This window comes from Kitasatospora sp. LaBMicrA B282 (assembly GCF_050325825.1).
Classification (GTDB): Bacteria; Actinomycetota; Actinomycetes; order Streptomycetales; family Streptomycetaceae; genus Kitasatospora.
This window is the reverse complement of the sequence record NZ_JBNQTI010000067.1, coordinates 16,971-40,667: the sequence shown is the minus strand read 5'-3', so window position 1 is coordinate 40,667 and position 23,697 is coordinate 16,971. Positions and strand designations below refer to the sequence as shown.

At 73.1% G+C, this 23,697-nt stretch carries 20 protein-coding genes; 7 read left to right on the top strand and 13 right to left on the bottom strand.

Annotation, left to right across the window (positions count from 1 at the left end; genetic code table 11):
• Positions 1–932 (top strand): exonuclease domain-containing protein (locus tag ACQRUO_RS20065; RefSeq protein WP_428317354.1); only part of this gene is annotated, 932 nt, incomplete at its 5' end.
• A 50-nt stretch (positions 933–982) separates the two neighbouring features.
• Here the strand turns inward: ACQRUO_RS20065 and ACQRUO_RS20060 are convergent.
• Together ACQRUO_RS20060 and ACQRUO_RS20055 are read right to left on the bottom strand one after the other, a co-directional pair.
• Positions 983–1,900 carry a polysaccharide deacetylase family protein gene (locus ACQRUO_RS20060; protein WP_428317353.1) on the bottom strand — a complete coding sequence of 306 codons (918 nt, stop codon included), beginning with the start codon at positions 1,898–1,900 and terminating at the stop codon, positions 983–985.
• A gap of 234 nt (positions 1,901–2,134) precedes the next feature.
• Positions 2,135–4,360, bottom strand: coding sequence for an MMPL family transporter (locus tag ACQRUO_RS20055; RefSeq protein ID WP_428317357.1), 2,226 nt, complete (start codon positions 4,358–4,360; stop codon positions 2,135–2,137).
• A gap of 609 nt (positions 4,361–4,969) precedes the next feature.
• Here ACQRUO_RS20055 and ACQRUO_RS20050 point away from each other — a divergent pair.
• The 5 genes from ACQRUO_RS20050 (at position 4,970) to ACQRUO_RS20030 (ending at position 11,954) form a co-directional block, all read left to right on the top strand.
• On the top strand, positions 4,970–7,207 hold the full coding sequence (locus ACQRUO_RS20050; RefSeq protein WP_428317352.1) for an MMPL family transporter: 2,238 nt from the start codon (positions 4,970–4,972) through the stop codon (positions 7,205–7,207).
• Positions 7,208–7,510: 303 nt separating this feature from the next.
• Positions 7,511–7,717, top strand: coding sequence for a cold-shock protein (locus ACQRUO_RS20045; protein ID WP_428317351.1), 207 nt, complete (start codon positions 7,511–7,513; stop codon positions 7,715–7,717).
• Between the two features lie 164 nt (positions 7,718–7,881).
• Entirely contained in the window at positions 7,882–9,534 is a 1,653-nt protein-coding gene (locus tag ACQRUO_RS20040; RefSeq protein WP_428317350.1) for a DEAD/DEAH box helicase, read from the top strand.
• A gap of 209 nt (positions 9,535–9,743) precedes the next feature.
• Positions 9,744–10,142: an MmcQ/YjbR family DNA-binding protein gene (locus tag ACQRUO_RS20035; RefSeq protein ID WP_428317356.1), complete on the top strand. Its 399-nt coding sequence runs from the start codon at positions 9,744–9,746 to the stop codon at positions 10,140–10,142.
• Positions 10,143–10,427: 285 nt separating this feature from the next.
• A complete protein-coding gene (locus ACQRUO_RS20030; protein ID WP_428317349.1) occupies positions 10,428–11,954 on the top strand; it encodes an MDR family MFS transporter in 1,527 nt (508 codons plus the stop codon).
• A gap of 29 nt (positions 11,955–11,983) precedes the next feature.
• On the opposite strand, the gene ACQRUO_RS20025 is transcribed toward ACQRUO_RS20030, so the two are convergent.
• The 11 genes from ACQRUO_RS20025 to ACQRUO_RS19975 form a co-directional block, all read right to left on the bottom strand.
• On the bottom strand, positions 11,984–12,757 hold the full coding sequence (locus ACQRUO_RS20025) for a sirohydrochlorin chelatase (RefSeq protein WP_428317348.1): 774 nt from the start codon (positions 12,755–12,757) through the stop codon (positions 11,984–11,986).
• Positions 12,758–12,761: 4 nt separating this feature from the next.
• Positions 12,762–13,709, bottom strand: coding sequence for an ABC transporter permease (locus tag ACQRUO_RS20020; protein WP_428317347.1), 948 nt, complete (start codon positions 13,707–13,709; stop codon positions 12,762–12,764).
• Entirely contained in the window at positions 13,696–14,499 is an 804-nt protein-coding gene (locus ACQRUO_RS20015) for an ABC transporter ATP-binding protein (RefSeq protein ID WP_428317346.1), read from the bottom strand. Before ACQRUO_RS20015 ends, ACQRUO_RS20020 begins: the two co-directional genes overlap by 14 nt.
• Positions 14,500–14,671: 172 nt before the next feature.
• Entirely contained in the window at positions 14,672–15,823 is a 1,152-nt protein-coding gene (locus ACQRUO_RS20010; RefSeq protein ID WP_428317345.1) for an aliphatic sulfonate ABC transporter substrate-binding protein, read from the bottom strand.
• A gap of 203 nt (positions 15,824–16,026) precedes the next feature.
• Positions 16,027–17,358 carry a sulfate adenylyltransferase subunit 1 gene (locus ACQRUO_RS20005; RefSeq protein WP_428317344.1) on the bottom strand — a complete coding sequence of 444 codons (1,332 nt, stop codon included), beginning with the start codon at positions 17,356–17,358 and terminating at the stop codon, positions 16,027–16,029.
• Positions 17,359–18,300: a sulfate adenylyltransferase subunit CysD gene (cysD, locus tag ACQRUO_RS20000; RefSeq protein ID WP_428317343.1), complete on the bottom strand. Its 942-nt coding sequence runs from the start codon at positions 18,298–18,300 to the stop codon at positions 17,359–17,361.
• The gene (gene cysC, locus ACQRUO_RS19995; protein ID WP_428317355.1) at positions 18,297–18,869 is read right to left on the bottom strand and encodes an adenylyl-sulfate kinase; all 573 of its coding nucleotides are present in this window, start codon (positions 18,867–18,869) and stop codon (positions 18,297–18,299) included. Before cysC ends, cysD begins: the two co-directional genes overlap by 4 nt.
• Before the next feature lie 100 nt (positions 18,870–18,969).
• On the bottom strand, positions 18,970–19,668 hold the full coding sequence (locus ACQRUO_RS19990) for a phosphoadenylyl-sulfate reductase (RefSeq protein ID WP_428317342.1): 699 nt from the start codon (positions 19,666–19,668) through the stop codon (positions 18,970–18,972).
• The gene (locus tag ACQRUO_RS19985; protein WP_428317341.1) at positions 19,652–19,831 is read right to left on the bottom strand and encodes a hypothetical protein; all 180 of its coding nucleotides are present in this window, start codon (positions 19,829–19,831) and stop codon (positions 19,652–19,654) included. The genes ACQRUO_RS19990 and ACQRUO_RS19985 overlap by 17 nt, the downstream gene beginning before the upstream one ends.
• Complete coding sequence (locus ACQRUO_RS19980) at positions 19,828–21,540, bottom strand: nitrite/sulfite reductase (protein WP_428317340.1); 1,713 nt, start codon at positions 21,538–21,540, stop codon at positions 19,828–19,830. Before ACQRUO_RS19980 ends, ACQRUO_RS19985 begins: the two co-directional genes overlap by 4 nt.
• A 198-nt stretch (positions 21,541–21,738) precedes the next feature.
• A complete protein-coding gene (locus tag ACQRUO_RS19975; protein WP_329492070.1) occupies positions 21,739–21,822 on the bottom strand; it encodes a putative leader peptide in 84 nt (27 codons plus the stop codon).
• Positions 21,823–21,993: 171 nt separating this feature from the next.
• Here ACQRUO_RS19975 and ACQRUO_RS19970 point away from each other — a divergent pair, with 171 nt between their 5' ends.
• Entirely contained in the window at positions 21,994–23,496 is a 1,503-nt protein-coding gene (locus ACQRUO_RS19970) for a YihY/virulence factor BrkB family protein (protein ID WP_428317339.1), read from the top strand.
• Positions 23,497–23,697 lie beyond the last annotated feature (201 nt).

The window sequence follows — 23,697 nt, the reverse complement described above, 5'->3', positions numbered from 1 at the left end:
CCCCGCCTCCCCCTGGCCCCGAGGCGGGGCGGCGCCGCACCCGGCGCCGCGCCCGGCGCCGGCCCGAGCGGATCACGCCGGCCCCTCGAGGGCGGGAGCAGGGCGTTGTCACAGGCGGCGGCCATGATGGGGCCGTCAAGGTGACACCCCGACGGAAGGCGCTGCTGATGGGTGAGGTGAAGAACGGGGCACTGGCCGCGGCCGGGCCGGTGCTGCGGCCGGCGCGGGCGCGCTGGTGGCAGGGGCCGCTGGTGGGGTTCGACCTGGAGACCACGGGGACCGACCCGGCCGAGTCGCGGATCGTCACGGCCGCCCTGGTGGACGCGGTCGGCAGCGAGCCGGTGCGCACCACCCGGTGGTTGCTCGATCCGGGGGTGCCGATCCCCGAGCAGGCCAGGGCGATCCACGGGATCAGCGACGAGCAGGCCCGCACCAGAGGCCGGCCGCCGGCCGCGGCGGTCGAGGAGATCGCCGCCGCGCTCTGCGCCCGGCTGGCCGAGGGCATACCGGTGGTGGCCTTCAACGCCCCGTTCGACCTGTCGCTGCTCGACGCCGAGCTGCGCCGGCACGGCCGCCCGGGCCTGTCCGAGCGCTCGGCCGCCCGGCAGGTCGCGCCGGTGCTGGACGCGCTGGTGATCGACCGTGCGGTGGACCGCTACCGCAAGGGCTCGCGCGGTCTGGGGCACGTCTGCCAGGTGTACGGGGTGGAGCTGCTGGACGCGCACGAGGCGGCGGCGGACGCGCTGGCCGCGGTCCGGGTCGCGGTCGCGCTCGGCGAGCGCTACCCGGCCGAGGTCGGCGAGCAGAGTCCGGCCGCGCTGCACGAGCGGCAGGTGGGCTGGTACCGGGACTGGGCCGAGGGCCTGCAGTCCTGGCTGCGGCAGGGCAAGGACCCGCAGGCGGTGGTCGACGCCCGGTGGCCGATGCGCTGACCAGGCGTCAGGGGCGATGCCGGGCCGGCGAAAGGTTTCCCCCGGCCCGCTCAGGCGGCCGGGAAGTCGAAGGTGTACCCCTGCTGCACCAGCCAGGGCAGCAACTGACCCAGCGCCGCCACGCTCTGGCTCCGGTCGCCGCCGCCGTCGTGCATCAGGATGATGCCGCCCGGGCGCAGCTCCTTGTGGACGGCGTCGAGGATCTTGGGGACGCCGGGGCGGGACCAGTCGACGGTGTCCACCGTCCAGCCGAGCGGCCGCAGCCCGTTCTGCACCGCGATCTGCCGGTTGTCCGCGCTGAAGTCGCCGCCCGGCGCCCGGAACCAGCTCACCTGCGCGCCGTTGCCGCCGGCCTTGAGGATCATGGTCTTGGCGTCGACTATCTCGTGCACCTGGCGGTCGTGCGACAGGACGTGCATCGGCTGCGGGTGGTGCACGGTGTGGTCGCAGAGGCGGTGGCCCTCGGCCAGGATCCGCTGGACCAGGGCCGGGTTGGCGGTGGCCTGCGGGCCGATCTCGCAGAAGGTGGCCTTGGCGTGGTACCGGGCGAGCAGGTCGAGGATGGGGCCGGTGGCCGGGCCCGGGCCGTCGTCGAAGGTGAGCGCCACGGTGCGGCTGGTGCTGCCGGTGGCGGTGCCGTAGACGATCGAGGTGCCGGGTGCGTCGTTGCTCGGGAGCGGGGCGGCGGCGGTGCTCCCGGCGGGGGCGGGGGTGCCGGTCGCCGCCGCGGCGCTGCCCGGGCTGCCGGCGACGGGGGTGCCGGTGACCGGTGCGCCGCTGACCGGGCCGCCGGCGGTCGGGTTGCCGGCGCTCGCGCTCGCGCTCGCCGGGCCGGGGTGGGCCGCCGCGTCCGCCGAGGTGCCGGGGCTCGAACTCCCGCAGGCGCAGGCCAACGCCAGCGTGAGGGCGGCGACGCAGCCGGCGGCAGCGCGCCGGAGCAGGGTGCGGCGGGCGGCGGGGACGGACATGCGGCGGCTCCTGGTCCGGGGTGGCCGCCCCCGGGCGGTGCGGCTCGTTCGTACGACGACGGCCTTCGCCCGGCAGGTTCCGCGATGATGAGAACATCGTCGGAAAATCCTGTGAGTTGGCTGAACTTCGTCAGGTCCGGAGCCGACAGCTGACAGCCGACAGCCGGCTGCCCGGCCCCTGAACGGGACCGGGCAGCCGGGGCGGTGCGGGGCGGTGTGGTGTGGTGCGGGCCGTCAGGCGGTCACCCGCCGGTGCCGCGCGCCCTCGTCCGCCGGCGACCCGGGCTGCTGCGCGGGGGCCTGCGGGACCGGGACCGGCTCGCCGTGCGAGAGGTTCGGCAGCCAGGACAGCCAGCTCGGCAGGTACCAGTTCCGCTCGCCCAGCAGGCTCATCACCGAGGGCAGCAGCACCCCGCGGATGACCGTGGCGTCCACCAGCACCGCCACTGCCAGGCCGACGCCCATCTGCTTCATCGACTGCACCGAGAGGGTGCCGAAGACCGCGAAGACCGCCACCATGATGATCGCCGCGCTGCTCACCACCCCGGCGGTGGAGCGGATCCCGTGGGCCACCGCGTCCCGGGTGGCCAACCCCCGGTCGTGCGCCTCCTTGATCCGGGAGACCACGAACACGTGGTAGTCCATGCTCAGCCCGAAGAGGATCACGAAGAGGAAGAGCGGCACCCAGCTCTCCACCGCGCCGACCCCGGCGGTGCCCAGCAGCGAGGCGCCGACGCCGTGCTGGAAGACCAGGGTCAGCACCCCGTAGGCGGCGCCCACCGAGAGCAGGTTGAGCAGCACCGCGGTGACCGCGATGCCCAGCGAGCGGAACGAGGCGAGCATCAGCAGGAAGGCGAAGACCACCACGAAGGCGAAGACCGGGAGCATGCTGCGGGTCATCTGCCGGTTGAAGTCGTAGGAGGCGGCGGTGTTGCCGGTCACCGGGGCCTGGGTGCCGGGGACCTTGAGCAGGGTGTCCGGCACCAGGGTGCCGCGCAGGGTGGCGAGCGCCGCGGTGCTGGTCGCGTCGTTGCCGCTGCCGTCGAGCGGCACGGCGATGGTGGCCACGTTCTGCGCCCGGTAGGTGGTGACGTCGATCGGGCCGTGCATCTGCCCGCTCGCCAGTGCCCGGCTCTTCAGGTCGGCGATGGCCTGCTGCACGGCGGGGGCCTCGATGTCGCCGGCCTTGACCACCACCTCGGCCGGGGCCGGGCTGCCGGGGAAGGCGGCCTGGATCCGCTCGGAGGTGGCGACCAGCGCGTTGCCCTTGGGCAGCGACTGTTCGAAGGTCAGGTTGGCGGTGTGCATGGTGACCAGCGGGGCGGCCAGCGCCAGCAGCAGTCCGGCCGCGGCCACGGTGGCGGCCAGCGGGTAGCGCAGCACCGGGGTGAGTACCGCGTTCCAGATCCGGCTGCCGCTGCTCACGTCCTGGGCCTTGAGCCGGTGCAGGAACGGCACCCGGCCCTTCTCCACCCGGTCGCCGAGCATCGAGAGCAGGGCCGGCAGCACGGTCAGCGACCCGAGCACCGCGGTGATCACCACCACGATGGTGGCGTAGGACATCGCCTGGAAGTCCGCGATCCCGGTGAAGAACATCCCCGCCATGGCGACCACCACGGTGATCCCGGAGACCAGCACGGCGCGGCCGGAGGTGGCGGCGGCCACCCTGAGGGCGTCCTCGGGGCTGCGCCCGGCGGCCCGCTCCTCGCGCTCCCGGCGCAGGTAGAAGAGGCAGTAGTCGACCCCGACGGCCAGGCCGACCAGCAGCATCACCGAGCTGGCGTCGTCGCTGGTGTGCAGGAAGCCGCTGCTCAGCCCGACCAGGCCGCCGGCCGCGATGAACGCGGTCAGCGCCAGGCCCACCGGCAGCACCGCGGCGACCAGGGCGCCGAAGGCGATCAGCAGGATGCCCAGGGCGAGCGGGACGGCGGTCCACTCGGCGGCCGAGAAGTCGTTCTTGAACTGGTCGTTCGACCACCTGGTGGCGCTGGCCTGGCCGAACTCGGCGACGGTGAAGGACGGTTGGGCGTGCTGGACGCCGGCCACCGCGTTCAGCGGGGCCGTGACGGCGGTCGCGGCCTGGTCGGCGTCGCCGACCACGGTGAACTGGATCAGCGCCGAGTGCCGGTCGGCCGAGATCGCCCCGCTGTCGTAGGGCGAGCGCAGGTCGGTGGTCCTGCCGGTGCCGTTGATCGCGGCGACGGTCTGCTCGACCACGGCCCGGAAGGCCGGGTCGTCCGCGGTCCGTGCGGCGCTCTGCACCAGGACCGTCTCGCCCTGCGGGCTCTTGATCCCGGCCTGGTCGAGGATCTTCGCGGCCTGGGCCACCTGGCCGGGCATGGACTCGGCGTCGGTGATCTTGTGACTGCCGGCGGCTCCGCCGAGGAAGGCGGCCAGGACCACGAAGACCAGCCAGCCGAAGACGGCGGCCTTGCGGTGCCGGGCGCTCCAGGCGCCCATGGTGGCGGCGAAGCCGGCCTGCTGCGCGGGGCGGGCGGCGCTGCCGGAGTGCGGCGCTCCGGCGGGCTGCGGGGCTCCGGCGGACCGGGCCGGGCGGTGCGAGGTGGACACGGGAAATCTCCCCCAGGGCCGCGGCGCTGCGGGCCGCGAGGCGGTGCCCGGCGGTGGCCCCGGGCTCACAACCGAGGCTAGGGAGTGGGGTGCTGAGGGGTAATCCGGCCAGCGGGGGAGCGGTCCCTGGGCTTTTCCCCCAGGGTCCCCTGGGGTCCGCCCCAGGGTCGGGGTGGGGTTTTCCCCCAGTCGCCCCTCCGACCTGGGTACCGGCGGAACTCCACCCTGAGGGGGAGGGATCTCCACCCCGCGAACGAGGTATTGACACGGCCCGGCAGGTCAGGATGGTGCAGGGCCGCGCGTCGGCCCAGCGGGCATGCGTCGAGGACTACGGCCCACGGGGGGCTGCTTGCCGGTCGGCTAGTAAGTTCTCGTATGATGCTCGTTCGTACTTACCTGCCGACCGGCTAAGACCATGCGGTCGTGGCCGTCTCAGCCGTCGCCCGGCGTCCCGTCCCCCAAGGGCTGCGGTGAACCATGCCAGGAGGCATTGCAAGCATGTTCCACCGAATCGGACAGTTCGTCGTCAAGCGGGCGTGGTGGGTGATAGTCGCCTGGATCGTGGCCGCGGTCGCGATCGTCGCCACGGCTCCCACGCTGACGGCCCAGACGGACGAGAGCTCGTTCCTGCCCAAGCACTACGAGTCGATCCAGGCCCAGGAGCTCCAGGACAAGGCCTTCCCGGCGAACTTCACCCCGAGTGCGATCCTGCTCTTCGAGCGGACCGACGGCGGGAAGCTGGACGCCTCCGACCAGGCCGCGATGGCCAAGGTCACCGACGGCCTGACCGCCGAGAAGATCAAGTACGTCCAGACGATCCTCCCGGTCACCGACAAGCCGGCCGCCCAGGGCGGTTCCTACTCGGGCGACGGCAAGTACGCGATGTCGCTGGTGGGCTTCGACAAGAACACCCCGCAGCAGGGCACCGAGACCGCCGACACCGCCAAGAAGCTGCGCGACGACGCCAAGACGCTCTCGGCCGGCAGCAACCTCAAGGTGCAGATCGGCGGCCCGGCCGCGCAGAACCTGGACCAGCAGGACTCCTCGAAGCTGGCCAACGCGCTGATCGGCGTCGGCACCGTCGTCATCATCCTGCTGACGCTCTTCCTGATCTTCCGCAGCCCGATCGTCGCCCTGCTCCCGGTGCTGATGATCACGGTCTTCTCGCTCGTCGCCAACGGCCTGATCGCGGACGCCAGCAAGGCCTTCGGCCTGAAGGCGGACAGCTCGGTCTCGGCGATCCTGATCGTGGTGCTCTTCGGCGTCGGCACCGACTACTTCCTCTTCCTGATCTTCCGCTACCGCGAACGGCTGCGAGCCGGTGACGAGCGCCACACCGCGATGATCAACGCCGTCGGCCGGGTCGGCGAGGCGATCTCCTCCGCCGCCGGTGCGGTGATCGTGGCCTTCAGCGTCCTGGTCCTCTCCAGCCTGGGCATGTTCAAGGCGATGGGCCCCTCGCTGGCCATCGCGGTCGCCGTCACGGCGCTGGCCTCGGTCACCCTGGTGCCGGCCGTGCTCTCCCGGATCCCCGAGCGGGTGCTGTTCTGGGAGAAGGGCCTGGTCTACGCGATCCGCAAGTTCGTCTTCCGCCAGCAGGTGCAGCCCAAGACGCGCTGGCGCCAGGAGCCGGCCGGCGCCAAGTTCGCCGCGCTGGGCCGCACCGTGCAGCGCCGTCCGGGCATGGTGGCCGCCGTCTCCGGCCTGATCCTGGTCGCGCTCGCCCTCGGCGCCACCGGCTACAAGGGCAACTTCGACCTGGCCTCCGGCTCGATGCCGAAGACCAAGGAGTCGATGGTCGTCCAGACCACCATGGCCAGTGCCTTCTCGGCCGGCGCCGCCGACCCGTCGCAGGTCTACCTGACCTCGACCAACGGCACGCCGCTGGACCAGAGCGCCTTCCCCGCCTACGTCTCCGAGCTGTCGGCGGTCCCGGGCGTGGCCCAGGTCAGCCCGAAGCCGAAGCTGAGCGGTGACAACCTGACCGCCAACTTCACCGTGCTGCTCAAGGACGACCCGGCCTCCAACAAGGCCATCGACACCGTGGGCAAGCTGCGTTCGGCGGCGCACGCCGACGCCCCGCAGGGCACCCAGGCGTACGTGGGCGGCATCACGTCCATCTACAAGGACATCAACGCCGCGATGACCCACGACTACGAGCTGGTCTTCCCGGTCGCCGCGCTGCTGATCATGCTCATCCTCGGCCTGCTGCTGCGCAGCGCCGTGGCGCCCTGGTACCTGATGGCGGCGGTCGGCCTCGGCTTCGGCGCCACCGTCGGTGCGACCACCCTGCTGTTCCAGAACATCCAGGGCCAGTCCGGCCTGATGTTCATGCTGCCGATGTTCATCTACCTCTTCGTGGTGGCCATCGGCACCGACTACAACATCCTGATGATCGCCCGGTTGCGCGAGGAGGCGGCCGAGGGCCGCGACCCGCGCGAGGCGGCCTCGATGGCGCTGCGGCACGGCGGTCCGACCGTCGCGGCGGCCGGTGGCATCCTGGCGGCGACCTTCGCCACCATGCTGCTGGCCGGGAACAGCCTGTTCAGCCAGATCGGCTTCTCGGTGGCCTTCGGCATCGTGGTCTCGGCCTTCGTGATGGCGATGTTCTTCACCCCGTCGCTGACCGCGCTGCTGGGCCGCGCCGCCTGGTGGCCCGGCCACGCGAAGCTGAGCGAGCAGGACGTGGAGCCCGGCGAGTGGACCGAGCGCGACGAGCTGGTGCGCACCCGCTAGTGCCTGCCGCAGTAGTACTCCGGTAGCACCGCAGTGCCCACGGGCCGCCCCGATCTCCCCGGGGTGGCCCGTTTCACGTCCGCAGCGGGGTGATGGTATGCAAAATATTCCGATCATCTTCGCGGGGCTCGTGCTACAGTCGAAGCAGTTGCAGTTTTGGTTCCCATGAACGTTTGTGTGCGCCTGCTGGTTCAACCATCAGGCGCATTTGTTTTGTCCGGTGTCATCTCCGGATGGGGATCGCGGCGACGCGGGGTCCACGCAGTGTGGTCCCTGTAGCCCCCAGGTATGAAGGAGACGGTTATGGCTACCGGCACCGTGAAGTGGTTCAACAGCGAGAAGGGCTTCGGCTTCATCGAGCAGGCCGAGGGTGGCCCGGACGTGTTCGCCCACTACTCGAACATCACCGCCCAGGGCTTCCGTGAGCTCGTCGAGGGCCAGCACGTCGAGTTCGACGTGACCCAGAGCCCGAAGGGCCCGCAGGCCGAGAACATCCGCGTCATCGGCTGACGTTCCGGCACTCTGCTGGACGCGCACGACGCAGCGAAGGCCCGCACCGCACGGTGCGGGCCTTCGCCCATGCCGCCCAACGGCCGGGGCGGCGCACACCTTCCTGGCGGCCGACCCACGAGTCACCTCGACGACGGTGACCGCTCAGGACGGAGCACACCCGCATGACCGATCAGGCACGCCCCACCGGCGGCCGTGGCCGCACCCGCGGCTCGGCCCCCCGCCAGTCCGGCGCCCAGGGCCGCGGCCCGGCCCGCGGACGCGGCCAGGCCCGCCCCCGCACCACCGCCACCCCGGCGACCACCGAGTTCACCACGGTGACCGGCACCCCCGCCCGCCCGCCGGCGGCGACCTTCGCCGAGCTGCCGCTGCCCAAGGGGATCCTCTCCGCGCTGGGCCGCGAGGGCGTCACCGAGCCGTTCCCGATCCAGTCCGCGACCCTGCCGGACTCGCTGGCCGGGCGCGACGTGCTCGGCCGCGGCCGCACCGGCTCCGGCAAGACCCTGGCCTTCGGCCTGTCGGTGCTGGCCCGCACCGCCGGGCAGCGCGCCGACGCGCGCCGCCCGCTGGCCCTGGTGCTGGTCCCCACCCGCGAGCTGGCCCAGCAGGTCACTGACGCGCTCACCCCGTACGCGACCGCCGTCAACCTGCGGATCGCCACCGTGGTCGGCGGCATGTCGATCACCCGGCAGGCCAACGCGGTGCGCCGCGGTGCCGAGCTGCTGGTGGCCACCCCGGGCCGCCTGGACGACCTGATCGGGCGCGGCGACGTCGCCCTGGACCAGGTGCGGATCACCGTGCTGGACGAGGCCGACCAGATGGCCGACATGGGCTTCCTGCCGCAGGTCACCAAGCTGCTGGAGCAGGTGGCCGAGGGCGGCCAGCGGATGCTCTTCTCCGCCACCCTGGACCGCAACATCGACCGGCTGGTGCAGCGTTTCCTGACCGACCCGGTGGTCCACTCGGTCGACCCCTCGGCCGGCGCGGTCACCACCATGGAGCACCACGTGCTCCAGCTCGAGGCGGCCGACAAGGCCTCCACCACCGCGCACATCGCCTCCCGCGAGGGCCGGGTGATCATGTTCGTGCACACCAAGCACGGCGCCGACCGGCTCGCCAAGCAGCTGCTGGCCACCGGGGTGAAGGCGGCGGCGCTGCACGGCGGCAAGTCGCAGCCGCAGCGCAACCGCACCCTGGACCAGTTCCGCGACGGCCGGGTCACCGCGCTGATCGCCACCAACGTGGCGGCCCGCGGCATCCACATCGACGGCCTGGACCTGGTGGTCAACGTGGACCCGCCGATCGACCACAAGGACTACCTGCACCGCGGCGGCCGCACCGCCCGGGCCGGCGAGTCCGGCACCGTGGTCACCCTGGCGCTGCCCGAGCAGCGCCGCGACCTGTCGAAGCTGATGGCCGCCGCCGCGATCCGCCCGATCACCACCAAGGTGCGCCCCGGCGACGCCGAGCTCGCCCGGATCACCGGCGCCCGCACCCCGAGCGGCGTCCCGGTCGTCCTGGCCCCGGTCACGCCGGTCGAGACCGCGCCGGCCCCCTCCGCCGCCCAGGCGAACCGCCGTCCCAAGGCCAAGCGCTCGGGTCTGCCCGCGGACGTGGACATCAACGGCAACCCCAAGCGCCGCCGGCCCAAGCAGCGGCTCGGCCAGGGCGGCAGCTCCGGCGGCTCCGGCGGTCAGGGCGGCTCGCGCACCGCGGCCGGCTTCATCGGCAAGTCCGCGACCGGTCCCAAGCCGGGCAGCGGCTCCAAGACCGGCTCCAACTACGGCACCGGCCGCCAGCGGCGCCCCGCCCGCTGAGCGAGCCCTGCTGAGCGAGCCCCGCTGAGCCGGCCTCGCTCCGCGACCCGTGACGGGCCCGCACGCTCCGGCGTGCGGGCCCGCCGCCGTTGCGGGGCGGGCGTCACCGGCCGGGCGGGCCCGCGAGGTCCGGGTGGGTGTCGCCGGTCGGCCGGTCGGCGCGGTTCGGCAGACTGACTGCCGTGACCAAGAGGACCCCGCCCCCGCCGCTGACCCCCGACCGACTCCGGGCCGCCTGCCTGGCCTTCAACGGGACCGAGGAGACCTTCCCGTTCAACCCCGAGACCTCGGTGTTCAAGGTCGAGGGCAAGGTCTTCGCGATCAGCGCCCTGGACGCCGAGCCGCTCAAGGTGAGCCTCAAGTGCGAGCCCGAGATCGCGGTCCAACTCCGCGCGGAGTACCCGGAGATCACCCCCGGCTGGCACCTCAACAAGCGCCACTGGAACACCGTCCGCCTCGACGGCTCGCTCCCCGAGCGACTGGTCCTGGAGATGATCGAGGACTCCTACGACCTGATCGTCGCCGCCTTCTCGCGCCGCCGCCAACTGGCCCTCGACTGGTCCGGCCTGCGCGCCCCCGACGCCGGGGAGCCGGATTCCCGGCGCTGATCCGAAGGACCCGCCCGCGGCCGACCCGAGGCGCCGGGGACCGAGCCCGGGCACAGAGCCGGGTCGCCGGGTTCCCGGTCGACCGGACGCGGGGTCAACCGGGCCGGCCGGGCCCGGAGTCGGGTGATCCCGGCCGGGGCGAGGTCGGCGAAGGCCGCCGCCTCGAGGACCGGCACCCGTTCGGGCGAGCCGACGCCTGGGTACGCTGGACGGTGGGCGTCCCGTGCGGCGCGCAGCGCGCCGGCCGGTTGGGCGCCTGCCCGGCCCCACCGAGGGAGCGTGTCGATGACCGGCACCAAGGCCGTCCCCAGCGAAACCGACCGGCAGGGTCCGAGCCGCCGGACCATCCACCTCGCACTGGCCGGGCTGATGCTCGGCATGCTGATGGCGATGCTCGACAACCTCATCGTCAGCACCGCGCTGCCCACCATCGTCGGCGACCTGGGCGGCCTGGCCCGGCTCTCCTGGGTGGTCACCGCCTACGCCCTCGGGGCCGCCGTCACCACCCCGTTCTGGGGCAAGCTGGGCGACCTGCACGGGCGCAAGATCATGTTCATGGCCGCGATCGTGGTCTTCCTGATCGGCTCCGCGCTGGCCGGCCTCTCCCACAGCATGGACCAGCTGATCGGCTTCCGGGCGCTGCAGGGCCTGGGCGCGGGCGGCCTGATGGTCGGCGCGATGGCGACCCTCGGCGACCTGGTGCCGCCGCGCGACCGCGGGCGCTACATGGCCGCGATCGGCGGGATGATGCCGATCGCCTTCGTCGGCGGCCCGCTGCTCGGCGGCTTCCTCACCCAGCACCTCAGCTGGCGCTGGTGCTTCTACGTCAACGTGCCGCTCGGCGTGGTCGCGCTGCTGGTCACGGGCCTGGGCATGCGGCTGCCGCGGCGCCGGATCGAGGCCCGGCTGGACTACCTGGGCGGGGCGCTGCTCACCGTCGGCGTGGTCGCGGTGACCCTGGTGGCCAGTTGGGGCGGCGGCCAGTACCCGTGGGCCTCGCTGCCCATCCTGCTGCTGACCGTGATCGCGCTGCTGGCGCTGGCCGCCTTCGTGGTCTCCCAGCACCGGGTGGCCGAGCCGATCCTGCCCCCGCGGATGTTCCGGGACCGCAACTTCACCGTCGCCCAGTTGCTCAGCTTCCTGGTCGGGGCGGCCATGTTCGGGGCGGTCAACTTCCTGCCGCAGTACATGCAGTACGTGCAGGGCGCCTCGCCCACGGCCAGCGGGCTGCTCCTGCTGCCGCTGATGTTCGGGATGCTCGCGGTGATGCTGACGGTCGGTCAGATCACCTCGTGGACCGGGCACTACCGGGTCTTCGTGATCGTCGGCGGGGCGGTGCTGACCGGCGGGATGCTGGTGCTGCTGTTGCTGAAGGTGAACACCGGGCTGGTGGCCGCCTCCGCGCTGACCGTGGTGGTCGGGATCGGCATGGGCTTCCTGATGCAGAACACCATGCTGATCACGCAGAACAGCGTGGCGCTGCGCGACATGGGCGCGGCCAGCGGGGCGGTCACCCTGTTCCGCACCATCGGCGGCTCGCTCGGCATCGCGCTGCTCGGCTCGTTCTACACCCGCGGCCTGGACCACCGGCTGACCAGCAGCCTCGGCCCCGCGCGCGGACCCGCGCTGGTCTCCGCCCACGTCCCGCCGTCCGCCGTGCGGCTGCTGCCGCCCCCGGTCCGCGCCGCCTTCGAGGCCGGCGTGGTGGACGGGCTGCACCAGGTCTTCCTGACCGGCGCGCTGCTGTCGCTGGTGGCGTTCGCCGTGAGCTGGCTGATCCGCGAGGTGCCGCTGCGCGACACGGCGGGGTAGGGCAGCCAACCGACCGGACGGCGGTTCTGCTACGCCGCCAGCGGGAGCGGGGTGGTGGTGGCAGCGGCGGCGGCCGAGTAGCGGCGCAGCAGCAGGCAGGCGACCTCGGGGGCCGCGCCGAGGACCGGGGCGAGCAGGTCGGCGCCGGCGGTGCGGGCGGCCTCGGCGATCCGGTCCGGGAGCAGGCCGGGGGCCAGCAGGTAGGGGGCCACGGCGGTGCGCCGCACCCCGGCCGCGCGCAGGGTGGCCAGCGCCTCGGGCACCCGGGGGCCGCCGGCCGAGGCGTAGGCCACGGTGACGGCGCCCCAGCCGCGGCGGCGCTGCCAGGCGGCGGCCAGGCCGCGGGTGACCGCGTCGGCGGCCGGGTCGGAGGAGCCGGCCGCCGCCAGCACCACGCCGGTGCGGGCGCGTTCGGCGGCGGAGTCGACGTCCAGTCCGGCCTCGGCCAGCCGTCGCTCCAGGGCGGTGAGCAGCAGCGCGTCCGGGCCGAGCACCTCGGCCACCGGGTGCGCCGCCCCGGTCGCGCGCAGCGCCGCCGGGATGTCGTGCTTGGCGTGGAAGGCGCGGTTGAGCAGCAGCGGCACCGCCACCGCGGGCGCCCCGGCCAGCCGCCCGACCAGCTGCGGCAAACGCGGCGCGCAGTGGTCCAGGTAGGCGGTGGCCACCTCGAGGCCGGGCCGCAGCGCGCGCGCCTCGCCGACCAGCGCCTCCACCGTGGCCGCGTGGCGCGGGTCGCGGCTGCCGTGGGCGATCAGCAGCAGGGTGGGCTCGGCGGCGGTGCGCACCGGTTCGGCGGCGGTCATCGGCTCAGCGGCCCGTCTGCAGCAGGCCGCGGCTGCGCAGCACCCGCCGCTCCAGCGGGGTGAAGACCAGCAGATCGATGGCGACGCCGACGACCAGGATCAGGATGATGCCGAGCAGCACCCCGGACATGTCGGAGGCGTCCCGGGCGTTCTCCAGGTAGCGGCCCAGGCCGACGCCCAGGTCCGGCGAGCTGGCGATCAGCTCCGCGGCCATCAGCGAGCGCCAGGAGAAGGCCCAGCCCTGCTTGAGGCCGGCCAGGTAGCCGGGCAGCGCGGCCGGCAGCAGCACGTGCCGGGCACCGGCGAGGCCGGTGGCGCCGAGCGTCCGCCCGGCCCGCAGGAAGATCGGCGGCACCTGGTCGATGCCGGAGATCAGGCCGTTGGCGATCGACGGGACGGCGCCCAGCAGGATCACCGCGTACATCGCCTGGCCGTTGATGCCCAGCCAGATCACCGCGGCCGGCACCCAGGCGACCGAGGGCAGCGACTGCAGGCCGGAGAGCACCGGCCCGACCGCCGCGCGGATCGGCCTGACCCGGGCCACCAGCAGCCCGATCGGCGTGCCGATCACGACCGCGGCGACGAAGCCGGTGATGCCGCGCCAGACGCTGGTCCAGATGATCGAGAAGAGCGTGCCCTGGTACCAGAGGTCCTGCAGGCTGTGCCAGACGTCCGTCGGGCTGGGCAGCTTGTACTCGGGGGTGACGTGCAGGCTGAACACCAGCTGCCACAGGCCGAGCACCAGCAGCACGCCGAGCACCGGGGGCAGCACCTTGGCGCGCAGCAGCTGGCCCAGCGGCGGGCGCTGGACCTGGACGGCGTCCAGCGCGTCCAGGCCGGCCTCGACGCCGGCCAGGTCGTTCGGCTGGTGCTCGTGGACGGCGGCGGGCGCCGTCGCGGCGGTGGCCGCGGCGGTGCCGGGCTCGGCGGGGGTGGTCTCAGTGCTGGCCATGGCGGCGGATCTCCCCACGCAGGTGCTCGGTGATCTCGACGGACAGGTCCGCCACGCAGGCGGACTCGATGCGGCGCGGCTGCGGCAGGTCGATCCGCCACTCGCGGGCCACCCGGCCGGGCCGGGAGGAGAGCAGCACCACCCGCTGGGCGAGCCGCACCGCCTCGCGCACGTTGTGGGTGACGAACAGGACGGTGAGCCCGCGCTCCTGCCAGATCCGGGTGATCTCCTCGTGCAGCACGTCCCGGGTGATGGCGTCCAGCGCGGCGAACGGCTCGTCCATCAGCAGCACCTTGCTGCCCTGGGCCAGCGCGCGGGCCATCGCGACCCGCTGGCGCATGCCGCCGGACAGCTCGTGCACCCGCTTGCCGTAGGAGCCGCGCAGCCGGACCAGCTCCAGCAGCCGCTCGGCCTCGGGGCGGCGCTCGGCCCGCGGCACGCCGTTCAGGCGCAGCGCCAGTTCGATGTTGCGGCCGGCGGTGAGCCAGGGGAAGAGCGCGTGCTCCTGGAACATCAGGGCCGGGCGGCCGCCGGGCACCTCGATCTGCCCCGCGGTCGGCCGGTCCAGGCCGGCGACCAGGTTGAGCAGGGTGGACTTGCCGCAGCCGGAGGCGCCGAGCAGGCAGAGGAACTCACCGGGGGCGACGTCGAGGGTGATGTCGTCCAGCACCGGGGCGGCGGCGCCGGGCCGGCCGAAGGACTTGTGCACGCCGGCGATCCGGACCGCGGGCGCCGCGGCCCGGTCGGCGACGGTGGAAGCGTCGTTCGGGGTGGTCAGTGCCGTGCTCATCGCGGGCACCTCCTGGCGTGTGTGTGGCTGGCGTGTGTGGCGGGCGGAGAAGACGGGGGCCGGGGTCCGACCCCGCCCTGGCCGGTGACTGGGCATCGACGTGGCCAGGGCGGGGGCGGACTCCGGAGTCAGGGGCGGGACCGCGGCCGTGCGCGGGTGCGGTCCGACGGGGTCAGGAACCGCTGCCGAGGCCGGCGTCGGAGACCGCGGGCTTGCCGGCGGCCTTGAGCACCTGGTTCAGCGGGTCCAGGTCGTAGATCCCGGCCAGGTTCGGCTTCTTCAGCAGGCCCGCGGTGACCGCGTGGTCGGCCTCCGCCTGCAGGGTGCCGGCCAGCGGGTCGTCCGTGAACTGGATGTTCTTCCAGGCCGAGTCCAGGACGCCGGCCGGCAGCGGGGTGCCGCCGGCCGCCTTGATCGCGGCGTTGGCGTCCTGCGCGGCCTTGGCCGGGTTGGCGTTGATGTACGCGTTGGCCTTCACCGAGCCGTTCAGCACCGCCTGCACCACGTCCGGGTGGGCCTTGAGGAAGGACTGCGAGACGATGACGTTGGTGCTGACGAACTGCTCGTTCGGCCAGAGCGTCTTCTCGTCCAGCAGCACCTTGGCGCCCTTGGCGACCAGCTGCGAGGCGGTCGGCTCGGGCACCCAGGCGCCGTCGATCGAGCCGGCGGCGTAGGCGTCGGGGGTGACCTTGTTGTCGGTTCGCACCACGCTGACGTCGCCGGCGCCCGACTGCGGGTCCTCCTTGTAGCCCTTGCTCGCCAGGTAGTTCAGCAGCGCCACGTCCTGGGTGTTGCCGAGCTGCGGGGAGGCGATCTTCTTGCCCTTGAGGTCGTCCAGGCCGGTGATCCTGCTCGGGTTGACGACCAGCTCCACGCCGCCGGAGGCCGAACCGCTGATGATCTTCAGCGACTGGCCCTTGGACTGGGAGTACCCGTTGATCGACGGCGCGGGGCCGATCCAGCCGATGTCGATCGAGCCCGCGTTCAGCGCCTCGATCTCGGCCGGACCGGCGTTGAACACCTGGGTCTTGATCTTCGTCGCGCCCAGCTCCTGCTGGAACAGCCCGTCCTGCAGGCCGACCAGCGCGGTGCCGTGGGTCAGGTTGGCGAAGTAGCCGATCTTCACGGTGTCCGCGGAGAGCTTCGGCCCGCCGGTCGCCGCGGCCGGCACGGCGTCGTTCTTGGGCGCCTTGGAGCCGTAGCCGCCGCAGGCGGTGAGCAGGGCGGCGGCGGTCAGGGCGGCGGCGGCCGCGAGGGCGACGCGTCTGGCCCGGCCGGCGTTCGGGCGGGGACGACTATGGATCGGAGCCTGGGTGGGAGCCATCGGAGGTGTCCTCTGCTGGAACGGTCAAGGAGGTGGTGCGCGGTGTCGGCCGCCGCGACGCCGGACGGGCGGGCGGCCGGCGGCGGAGCGTCAGTTGCTCCGCCGACACCCACATCGGCCGATGCCGCCCTGGCCACTGCCACGGACGCCGCTGCCGATGCGGCCGCCTTCCTTGTCCATGCCGGAGAACGCCTCGCCGGACATCAGACCCAGTCCTCCTCGTCCGCCGTGCCGGCCCCGGTCGCAGGGGTGTCGCCGGCGAAGGCCTCACCGACCATGCCGGCGGTGAGGGTGGTGCCGTCGGCCGGGTCGATCAGCAGGAACGATCCGGTGCGGCGGTTGTCGGCGTAGTCGTCGAGGGCCAGCGGCTCGGCGGTGCGCAGCACCACGTGGCCGATCTCGTTGACGTTCAGCTCCCGGGCGTCGCCCCGCTGCTCCAGGGTGTCGATGTCGATCCGGTAGGAGATCTCCTTGACCAGCGCGCGCACCGTGCGGGTGGTGTGCTTGAGCAGCACCTTGGCGCCGACGGTGAGCGGGCGCTCGTTGAGGTGGCAGACGGTGGCCTCGAGGTCCTTGGTGGGCGTCGGGGCGGGGCCGGCCGCGATCAGGTCGCCGCGCGAGATGTCGATGTCCTCGGCGAGGCGGACGGTGATCGACTGGGGGGCCCAGGCGATGTCCGTCTCCACGCCGAGCGCGTCGATGCCCGCGACGGTGGTGGTGTGTCCGGAGGGCAGCACGGTCACCCGGTCGCCGGTGCGCAGCACGCCGGAGGCGAGCTGGCCGGCGTAGCCGCGGTAGTCCGGGTGCTCGGCGGACTGCGGGCGGATGACGTACTGGACGGGGAAGCGGGCCGGCTCGGCGCTGGGGTCGGAGCCGACCGGCACCGTCTCCAGGTGCTCCAGCAGGGTGGGGCCGCCGTACCAGTCCATGTGCGCGCTGGGCTCGACCACGTTGTCGCCGGCCAGCGCGGAGATCGGGACCGCGACCACGTCGGTGACGCCGAGCGAGGCGGCGTAGCCGGTGAACTCCTCGGCGATGGCGGCGAAGACGGGCTCGGCGTAGTCGACCAGGTCCATCTTGTTGACCGCCAGCACCACGTGCGGCACCCGCAGCAGGGCGGCGACGGCGGCGTGCCGGCGGGTCTGCTCGACCACGCCGTTGCGGGCGTCGACCAGCACCACGGCCAGTTCGGCGGTGGAGGCGCCGGTGACCATGTTGCGGGTGTACTGCACGTGCCCGGGGGTGTCGGCCAGGATGAACCGGCGCCGGGGGGTGGCGAAGTAGCGGTACGCCACGTCGATGGTGATGCCCTGCTCCCGCTCGGCGCGCAGGCCGTCGGTGAGCAGTGCGAGGTCGGGGGCCTGCTGGCCGCGCTTGCGGGAGGCGTGCTCGACGGCCTCCAGCTGGTCGGCGAGCACCGACTTGGAGTCGTGCAGCAGGCGGCCGACCAGGGTGGACTTGCCGTCGTCGACGGAGCCGGCGGTGGCGAAGCGCAGCAGCGAGGTGGCGATCAACTGTTCGGTGGTGCTGGACATTTAGAAGTACCCCTCGCGCTTGCGGTCTTCCATGGCGGCCTCGGAGAGCTTGTCGTCGGCGCGGGTCGCGCCGCGCTCGGTCAGCCGCGAGGCGGCGATCTCGGCGATCACCTGCTCGATGGTGGCGGCGTCGGAGTCGACGGCGCCGGTGCAGGACATGTCGCCCACCGTGCGGTAGCGGATCAGGCGCCGCTCGACGGTCTCGCCCTCCTTGGGGCCGCCCCACTCACCGGCGGTCAGCCACATGCCGTCGCGGGCGAAGACGTCGCGTTCGTGCGCGTAGTAGATCTCGGGCAGCTCGATGTTCTCGCGCTCGATGTACTGCCAGACGTCCAGCTCGGTCCAGTTGGAGAGCGGGAAGACGCGCACGTGCTCGCCGACCGCGTGCCGGCCGTTGTAGAGGGACCAGAGCTCGGGGCGCTGGCGGCGCGGGTCCCAGGCGCCGAACTCGTCGCGCAGCGAGAAGACGCGCTCCTTGGCGCGGGCCTTCTCCTCGTCGCGGCGGCCGCCGCCGAAGACGGCGTCGAACTTGCCGGTCTCGATGGCGTCCAGCAGCGGGACGGTCTGCAGCGGGTTGCGGGTGCCGTCCGGGCGCTCGCGCAGCCGGCCGTCGTCGATGAACTGCTGGACGGAGGCGACGTGCAGGCGCAGGCCGTGCTCGGCCACCGTGCGGTCGCGGTAGGCGATGACCTCGGGGAAGTTGTGCCCGGTGTCGACGTGCAGCAGCGCGAACGGCACCGGCGCGGGGGCGAAGGCCTTGAGCGCCAGGTGCAGCATGACGATCGAGTCCTTGCCGCCGGAGAAGAGGATCACCGGCCGCTCGAACTCGCCCGCCACCTCGCGGAAGATGTGCACCGACTCGGCTTCGAGGGCGTCGAGGTGCGAGAGGGCGAAGGGATTGTCGCCGCTGCGCTCGATCTGGCTTGCAGTCGCGGTCGTCACGCGAGGCCCCTCTCGGTCAGGAAGGCGTGCAGTTCGGCGGCGGACTCGGCCACCGCGCGGCCCTGGGTCTGCAGCCGCAGCTCGGGCTGCTCCGGTGCCTCGTACGGGTCGTCCACCCCGGTCAGGCCGGTGAGCTCACCGGCGGCCTGCTTGGCGTACAGGCCCTTCACGTCGCGCTCGGCGCACAGCTCGACCGGGGTGGCCACGTGGATCTCCAGGAACTCGGCGCCCTGCTCGGCGTGCCGGGCCCGGACCGCGGCGCGCGAGCGCGCGTACGGCGCGATCACCGGGGCGAGCACCTTCACGCCGTTGCGGGCCAGCTTCTCGGCCAGGAAGCCGATCCGGGTCACGTTGGTGTGCCGGTCCTCCGCGGAGAACCCGAGCCCCTTGGAGAGGAACTCGCGGATCTCGTCCCCGTCCAGCACCTCGACCTTGTGGCCCTCGGCGCGCAGTCGCTCGGCGAGAGCGAAGGCCAGCGTGGTCTTGCCGGCGCTGGGCAGCCCGGTCAGCCACACCGTGGCACCGCGCTCGCAGGGGGCGGCCGGACGGGCCGCCGCTGCGGCGGCCAGGGTGTCGGCTGTGGTCACGTTCAACTCCAGGGGTTCCGGGTGGTGGTGCTCGGGGTCGGGGGACTCAGGGGTCTCAGGGATCTCAGGGGCCTCAGAGGCCTCAGAGGTGGATGCCGCACTCGGTCTTGCCGGAGCCCGCCCACCGGCCGGCCCGGGCGTCCTCGCCCTCGACCGGCTTGCGGGTGCAGGACAGCGGCGCGCAGCCGACCGAGGTGTAGCCCTCCCAGAGCAGCGGGTTGAGCAGCACCCCGTTGGCCTCGACGTAGGCGTCCACGTCGGCCTGGGTCCAGCGGGCGATCGGGGCGATCTTCACCTTGCGGCGCTTGGCGTCGTAGGCCACCACCGGGGTGTTGGCCCGGCTCGGCGACTCGTCGCGGCGCAGCCCGGTGGCCCACGCGTCGTAGGCCAGCAGTCCGCGCTGCAGCGGCTCGACCTTGCGCAGCGAGCAGCACAGGTCCGGGTCGCGGTCGTGCAGGTCGGGCCCGTACTCGGCGTCCTGCTCGGCCACCGTCTGACGCGGGGTCAGGGTGATCACGTTGACCGGCATGGTGGCCGCCACCGCGTCCCGGGTGCCGATGGTCTCCGGGAAGTGGTAGCCGGTGTCCAGGAAGACCACGTCGATCCCGGGCAGCGCGGTCGAGGCCAGGTGCGCGACCACCGCGTCCTCCATCGAGGAGGTGACGCAGAGCTTGCGGCCGAAGGTGTCGGCGGCCCAGCGCAGGATCTCCTGCGCCGAGGCCTCCTCCAACTCGCGCGCGGCCGCGGTGGCCAGCGCCTCCAGGTCAGTGCTGGTGCTCATCCGGCTTTCCCCCGTTCGACGTCGACAGCAGGCCGAGGAACTTCAGCTGGAAGGCGCGGCGGCAGTCGCCGCACTCCCATGCGCCGTGCCCACCGGCCTCGGAGGGACGCAGGTCCTCGTCCCCGCAGTACGGGCAGTGAAAAGGCGCAGCCCGCTCACTCACGACAGTTGCTCCTCGCTTGCCCGGGCCGCCCACTGGGCGAACCGCTCGCCGTCCTGGCGGTCGGCCTGGAAGCGGGTCAGCAGCCGCTCCACGTAGTCCGGCAGGCCGGCGCTGGTGACCTTCAGGCCGCGCACCTTGCGGCCGAACCCGGCCTCCAGGCCGAGCGCGCCGCCCAGGTGGACCTGGTAGCCCTCGACCTGGTCGCCGTGCTCGTCGGTGACCAGCTGGCCCTTGAGACCGATGTCCGCCACCTGGATCCGGGCGCAGGCGTTGGGGCAGCCGTTGATGTTGATGGTCAGCGGCTCGGCGAAGTCGGGCAGCCGCTGCTCCAGCTCGTCGATCAGGGTGCGCCCGCGCTCCTTGGTCTCGACGATGGCGAGCTTGCAGTACTCGATGCCGGTGCAGGCCATGGTGCCGCGGCGGAACGGCGACGGGGTGACCCGCAGGTCCAGCGCCTCCAGGCCGGCCACCAGCGAGGCGACCTGCTCCTCGGGCACGTCCAGCACCAGCATCTTCTGCTCGGTGGTGGTGCGCACCCGGTCCGAGCCGTGCGCGGCGGCCAGGTCGGCGACCTTGCCGAGCAGCGCGCCGTCCACCCGGCCGACCCGCGGCGCGAAGCCGACGTAGAACCTGCCGTCCTGCTGCCGGTGCACGCCGACGTGGTCGCGCCAGACGCCGCTGGGCTGCGCCGGGGCCGGGCCGTCGACCAGCTGGTACTTGAGGTACTCGTCCTCCAGCACCTGGCGGAACTTGGCCGCGCCCCAGTCGGAGACCAGGAACTTCAACCGGGCGCGGTTGCGCAGCCGGCGGTAGCCGTAGTCGCGGAAGATGCCGATCACGCCGCCGAAGACGTCCGGCACCTCGTCCAGCGGCACCCAGGTGCCCAGCCGGACGCCGAGCTTGGGGTTGGTGGACAGGCCGCCGCCGACCCACAGGTCGAAGCCGGGCCCGTGCTCGGGGTGCACCACGCCGACGAAGGAGACGTCGTTGATCTCGTGCGCCACGTCCAGCAGCGGCGAGCCGGAGATCGCGGTCTTGAACTTGCGCGGCAGGTTGGAGTAGGCCGGGTTGCCGATGAAGCGGCGGTGGATCTCGTCGATGGCCGGGGTGCCGTCGATGATCTCGTCCTCGGCGACGCCGGCCACCGGCGAGCCGAGGATGGCGCGCGGGGTGTCGCCGCAGGCCTCGGTGGTGGACAGGCCCACCGCCTCCAGCTTCTGCCAGATCGCCGGCATGTCCTCGATCCGGATCCAGTGGAACTGGATGTTCTGCCGGTCGGTCAGGTCGGCGGTGCCGCGGGCGTACTGCTCGGAGACCTCGGAGATCGCCCGCAGCTGGGCCACCGTCAGCCGGCCGCCGTCGATCCGGACCCGGAGCATGAAGTACTCGGCGTCCAGCTCGTGCGGGTCCAGGATCGCGGTCTTGCCGCCGTCGATCCCCTCCTTGCGCTGGGTGTACAGCCCCCACCAGCGCATCCGGCCGCGCAGGTCGGTCGGGTCGATCGAGTCGAAGCCGCGCTGGGCGTAGATCGTCTCAATGCGTGTCCGAACGTTGAGACCGTCGTCGTCCTTCTTGAACTGCTCGTTGGCGTTCAGCGGGGTGAAGTGCCCCATGCCCCACTGGCCCTCGCCGCGGTGGCGGGTCACCTTGCGGGCGCCGCCGGCGGCGCGCGCGGGCTGGGGCTCGACCGGGTCGGGAGTGGTGGCCATGAGAAGTCCTTCGGGCAGGTGGCTCTGATGCGGGGGACTGCGCTGGTCCCGGGCGTTGACCTGCCCACCCACTGGCACCTGCGGGTTCGCGGTGGAGGGGGGTGGTGGTGATCGTGGCCCTGGGGTGCTCGCGCGTCCGCGGCTGCGGGGACGCGGCGGGGATGGCGCCGGTGCGGTGGTGGCGGCTGGGGTGGGGGCTCAGATCACCGGACAGATGGCGCTGGACACGCGAAGGAGATCGACGTGGAGTCGACCAACCAGGGTGGTTCCGGCGCTAGGCATGGCAAGAGATTCGCACGCCGGGCGAGGCGCGGTCCACTAACGTCCAGAATGCGGACGTGATTGTTCTGAATGCTGGGATGGACCTGCTCCGGCCCAGCGTGTGGCGGCGCGCCCGGGACCACGTTGCACCGTTCGGGGGAGGGTACCTGGCCCGCCCGATACCGTATGGGTGTGCAGGCACCAGGTGAGACGAGCAGAGCGGGAACGGAGCGGCCCTCCCGGCGGCGCGGCAAGGGCGCCCGGCGGGCCCGCCGCTCGAACTGGAAGGCCGTCGTCTGGGGACTGCTCAAGGACACCACCAACACCTGCGTCGAGTACCGGGTCACCGGACTCGCCGCCGAGGCGGCGTTCTTCACCCTGCTGTCGATCCCGCCGCTGCTGCTCTGCCTGGCCGGCACCCTCGGCTACCTGGACGACCTGCTCGGCGCCGGCACCATCCAGAAGCTCCAGCAGGACATCCTGTCGGCGGCCGGCACCGTGCTCTCGCCGTCCTCGATCAACGACACCGTCAAACCGCTGCTGGCCAAGGTCTTCGACAGCGGCCGGCCCGACCTGATCTCGATCGGCTTCGTCCTGTCGCTCTGGTCCGGCTCCCGGGCGCTGTACATCTTCATCGACACCATCACGGTGATGTACGGGCTGGACGGCAAGCGCGGCATCGTCAAGACCCGGTCCATGTCGCTCGGCCTCTACCTGGGCGCGCTGGTGATCGGCTCGCTGGTGCTGCCGCTGCTGATCGCCGGCCCCGGGCTGGTGGTCTCCGCGGTGCCGAGCATCTCGGGCCTGGTCAGCGCGCTCTACTGGCCGGTGGCGATCATCCTGCTGATCGTCTTCCTGACCACGCTCTACCACCTGGCGGTGCCGGCCAGCACGCCCTGGCGGGAGGACGTCCCCGGCGCGCTGGTCGCCCTCGGCATGCTGGTGCTCTGCAGCGTGGTGCTGCGGCTCTACCTGGTGCACTCGGTCGAGGGCAGCAACACCATCTACGGCTCGCTGGCGGCTCCGATCGCCGTACTGCTGTGGATCTTCGTGGTGGCGCTCGCGGTGCTGATCGGCGCCGCGATGAACGCCGCGATAGACCGCCGCTGGCCGAGCACCGAGACCGCCGACGCGCGCGCCGAGAACGAGCGCGCCAGCGAGCAGGCCGCCGCCGCACTGGTCCGCGAGATCAGCGCCCGGCGGGCCGCCGAGCGTGCCCAGCGGGCCCGCGAACTGGGCCTGGCCGAGGGGGCGGAGGAGGACGAGGACGGCGAGGGCGAGGACGACGTGCCCTCCGAGTACCCGGAGCGGTGGGCCGACTTCCGGGCGCCCGGCGACGTCCGCGGCCGCTTCATGGGCATCCGCCGGCGCAACCGGCGCACCCCGCCGCCCCCGCCGGACACCGACCGCCCGGTGCGCCGGCCGGTCGCGGCGCCGGAGCCCCCGATGCCGCCGGGGCCGCCCGGGACGTACGTGCCGCCGGTGCCGCCCGCGCCCCCGGCACCTCCGGGACCGCCCCGGACGCCGGTGCGGCCGGGGGCGGGGCGGCCGTCGGGGCCGGGGCAACTGGAGCCGGTGGAGCGGCCGGCCGAGCCGTGGTCCTCGGACGGGCGGTTCCCCGGGGAGCGGGGGCCGGTGGACCCGGCGATGCCCGGGTACCAGCCGCGGCCGCCGTGGGACGGGCGGCGGGGGTGAGTCGGCGCGGGTGAGCCGGCGAGGGCGTGGCCGGGTGGCTGGGGCTGGCGGCTGGGGGCTCGGCGGCTGGGCCCGTTAATTCGGATGCGGGTCCGGGCGGTGCGCCCTAGGCTGCGGCTGTCCGACCGAAGCACGCACGAAGTACCCCGAAGCCAGGAGGTGGTCCCGATGACTGTCGTTGCGCCCACGCGCCGCACCGTT

Excerpts from the sequence above, each read along its gene's own strand:
- ACQRUO_RS20060 (WP_428317353.1), bottom strand. The coding sequence starts at position 1,900 with ATGTCCGTCCCCGCCGCCCGCCGCACCCTGCTCCGGCGCGCTGCCGCC.
- ACQRUO_RS20055 (WP_428317357.1), bottom strand. The coding sequence starts at position 4,360 with ATGGGCGCCTGGAGCGCCCGGCACCGCAAGGCCGCCGTCTTCGGCTGG.
- ACQRUO_RS20050 (WP_428317352.1), top strand. The coding sequence starts at position 4,970 with ATGTTCCACCGAATCGGACAGTTCGTCGTCAAGCGGGCGTGGTGGGTG.
- ACQRUO_RS20045 (WP_428317351.1), top strand. The coding sequence starts at position 7,511 with ATGGCTACCGGCACCGTGAAGTGGTTCAACAGCGAGAAGGGCTTCGGC.
- ACQRUO_RS20040 (WP_428317350.1), top strand. The coding sequence starts at position 7,882 with ATGACCGATCAGGCACGCCCCACCGGCGGCCGTGGCCGCACCCGCGGC.
- ACQRUO_RS20030 (WP_428317349.1), top strand. The coding sequence starts at position 10,428 with ATGACCGGCACCAAGGCCGTCCCCAGCGAAACCGACCGGCAGGGTCCG.
- ACQRUO_RS20025 (WP_428317348.1), bottom strand. The coding sequence starts at position 12,757 with ATGACCGCCGCCGAACCGGTGCGCACCGCCGCCGAGCCCACCCTGCTG.
- ACQRUO_RS20020 (WP_428317347.1), bottom strand. The coding sequence starts at position 13,709 with ATGGCCAGCACTGAGACCACCCCCGCCGAGCCCGGCACCGCCGCGGCC.
- ACQRUO_RS20015 (WP_428317346.1), bottom strand. The coding sequence starts at position 14,499 with ATGAGCACGGCACTGACCACCCCGAACGACGCTTCCACCGTCGCCGAC.
- ACQRUO_RS20010 (WP_428317345.1), bottom strand. The coding sequence starts at position 15,823 with ATGGCTCCCACCCAGGCTCCGATCCATAGTCGTCCCCGCCCGAACGCC.
- ACQRUO_RS20005 (WP_428317344.1), bottom strand. The coding sequence starts at position 17,358 with ATGTCCAGCACCACCGAACAGTTGATCGCCACCTCGCTGCTGCGCTTC.
- ACQRUO_RS19990 (WP_428317342.1), bottom strand. The coding sequence starts at position 19,668 with ATGAGCACCAGCACTGACCTGGAGGCGCTGGCCACCGCGGCCGCGCGC.
- ACQRUO_RS19980 (WP_428317340.1), bottom strand. The coding sequence starts at position 21,540 with ATGGCCACCACTCCCGACCCGGTCGAGCCCCAGCCCGCGCGCGCCGCC.
- ACQRUO_RS19975 (WP_329492070.1), bottom strand. The coding sequence starts at position 21,822 with ATGCCTAGCGCCGGAACCACCCTGGTTGGTCGACTCCACGTCGATCTC.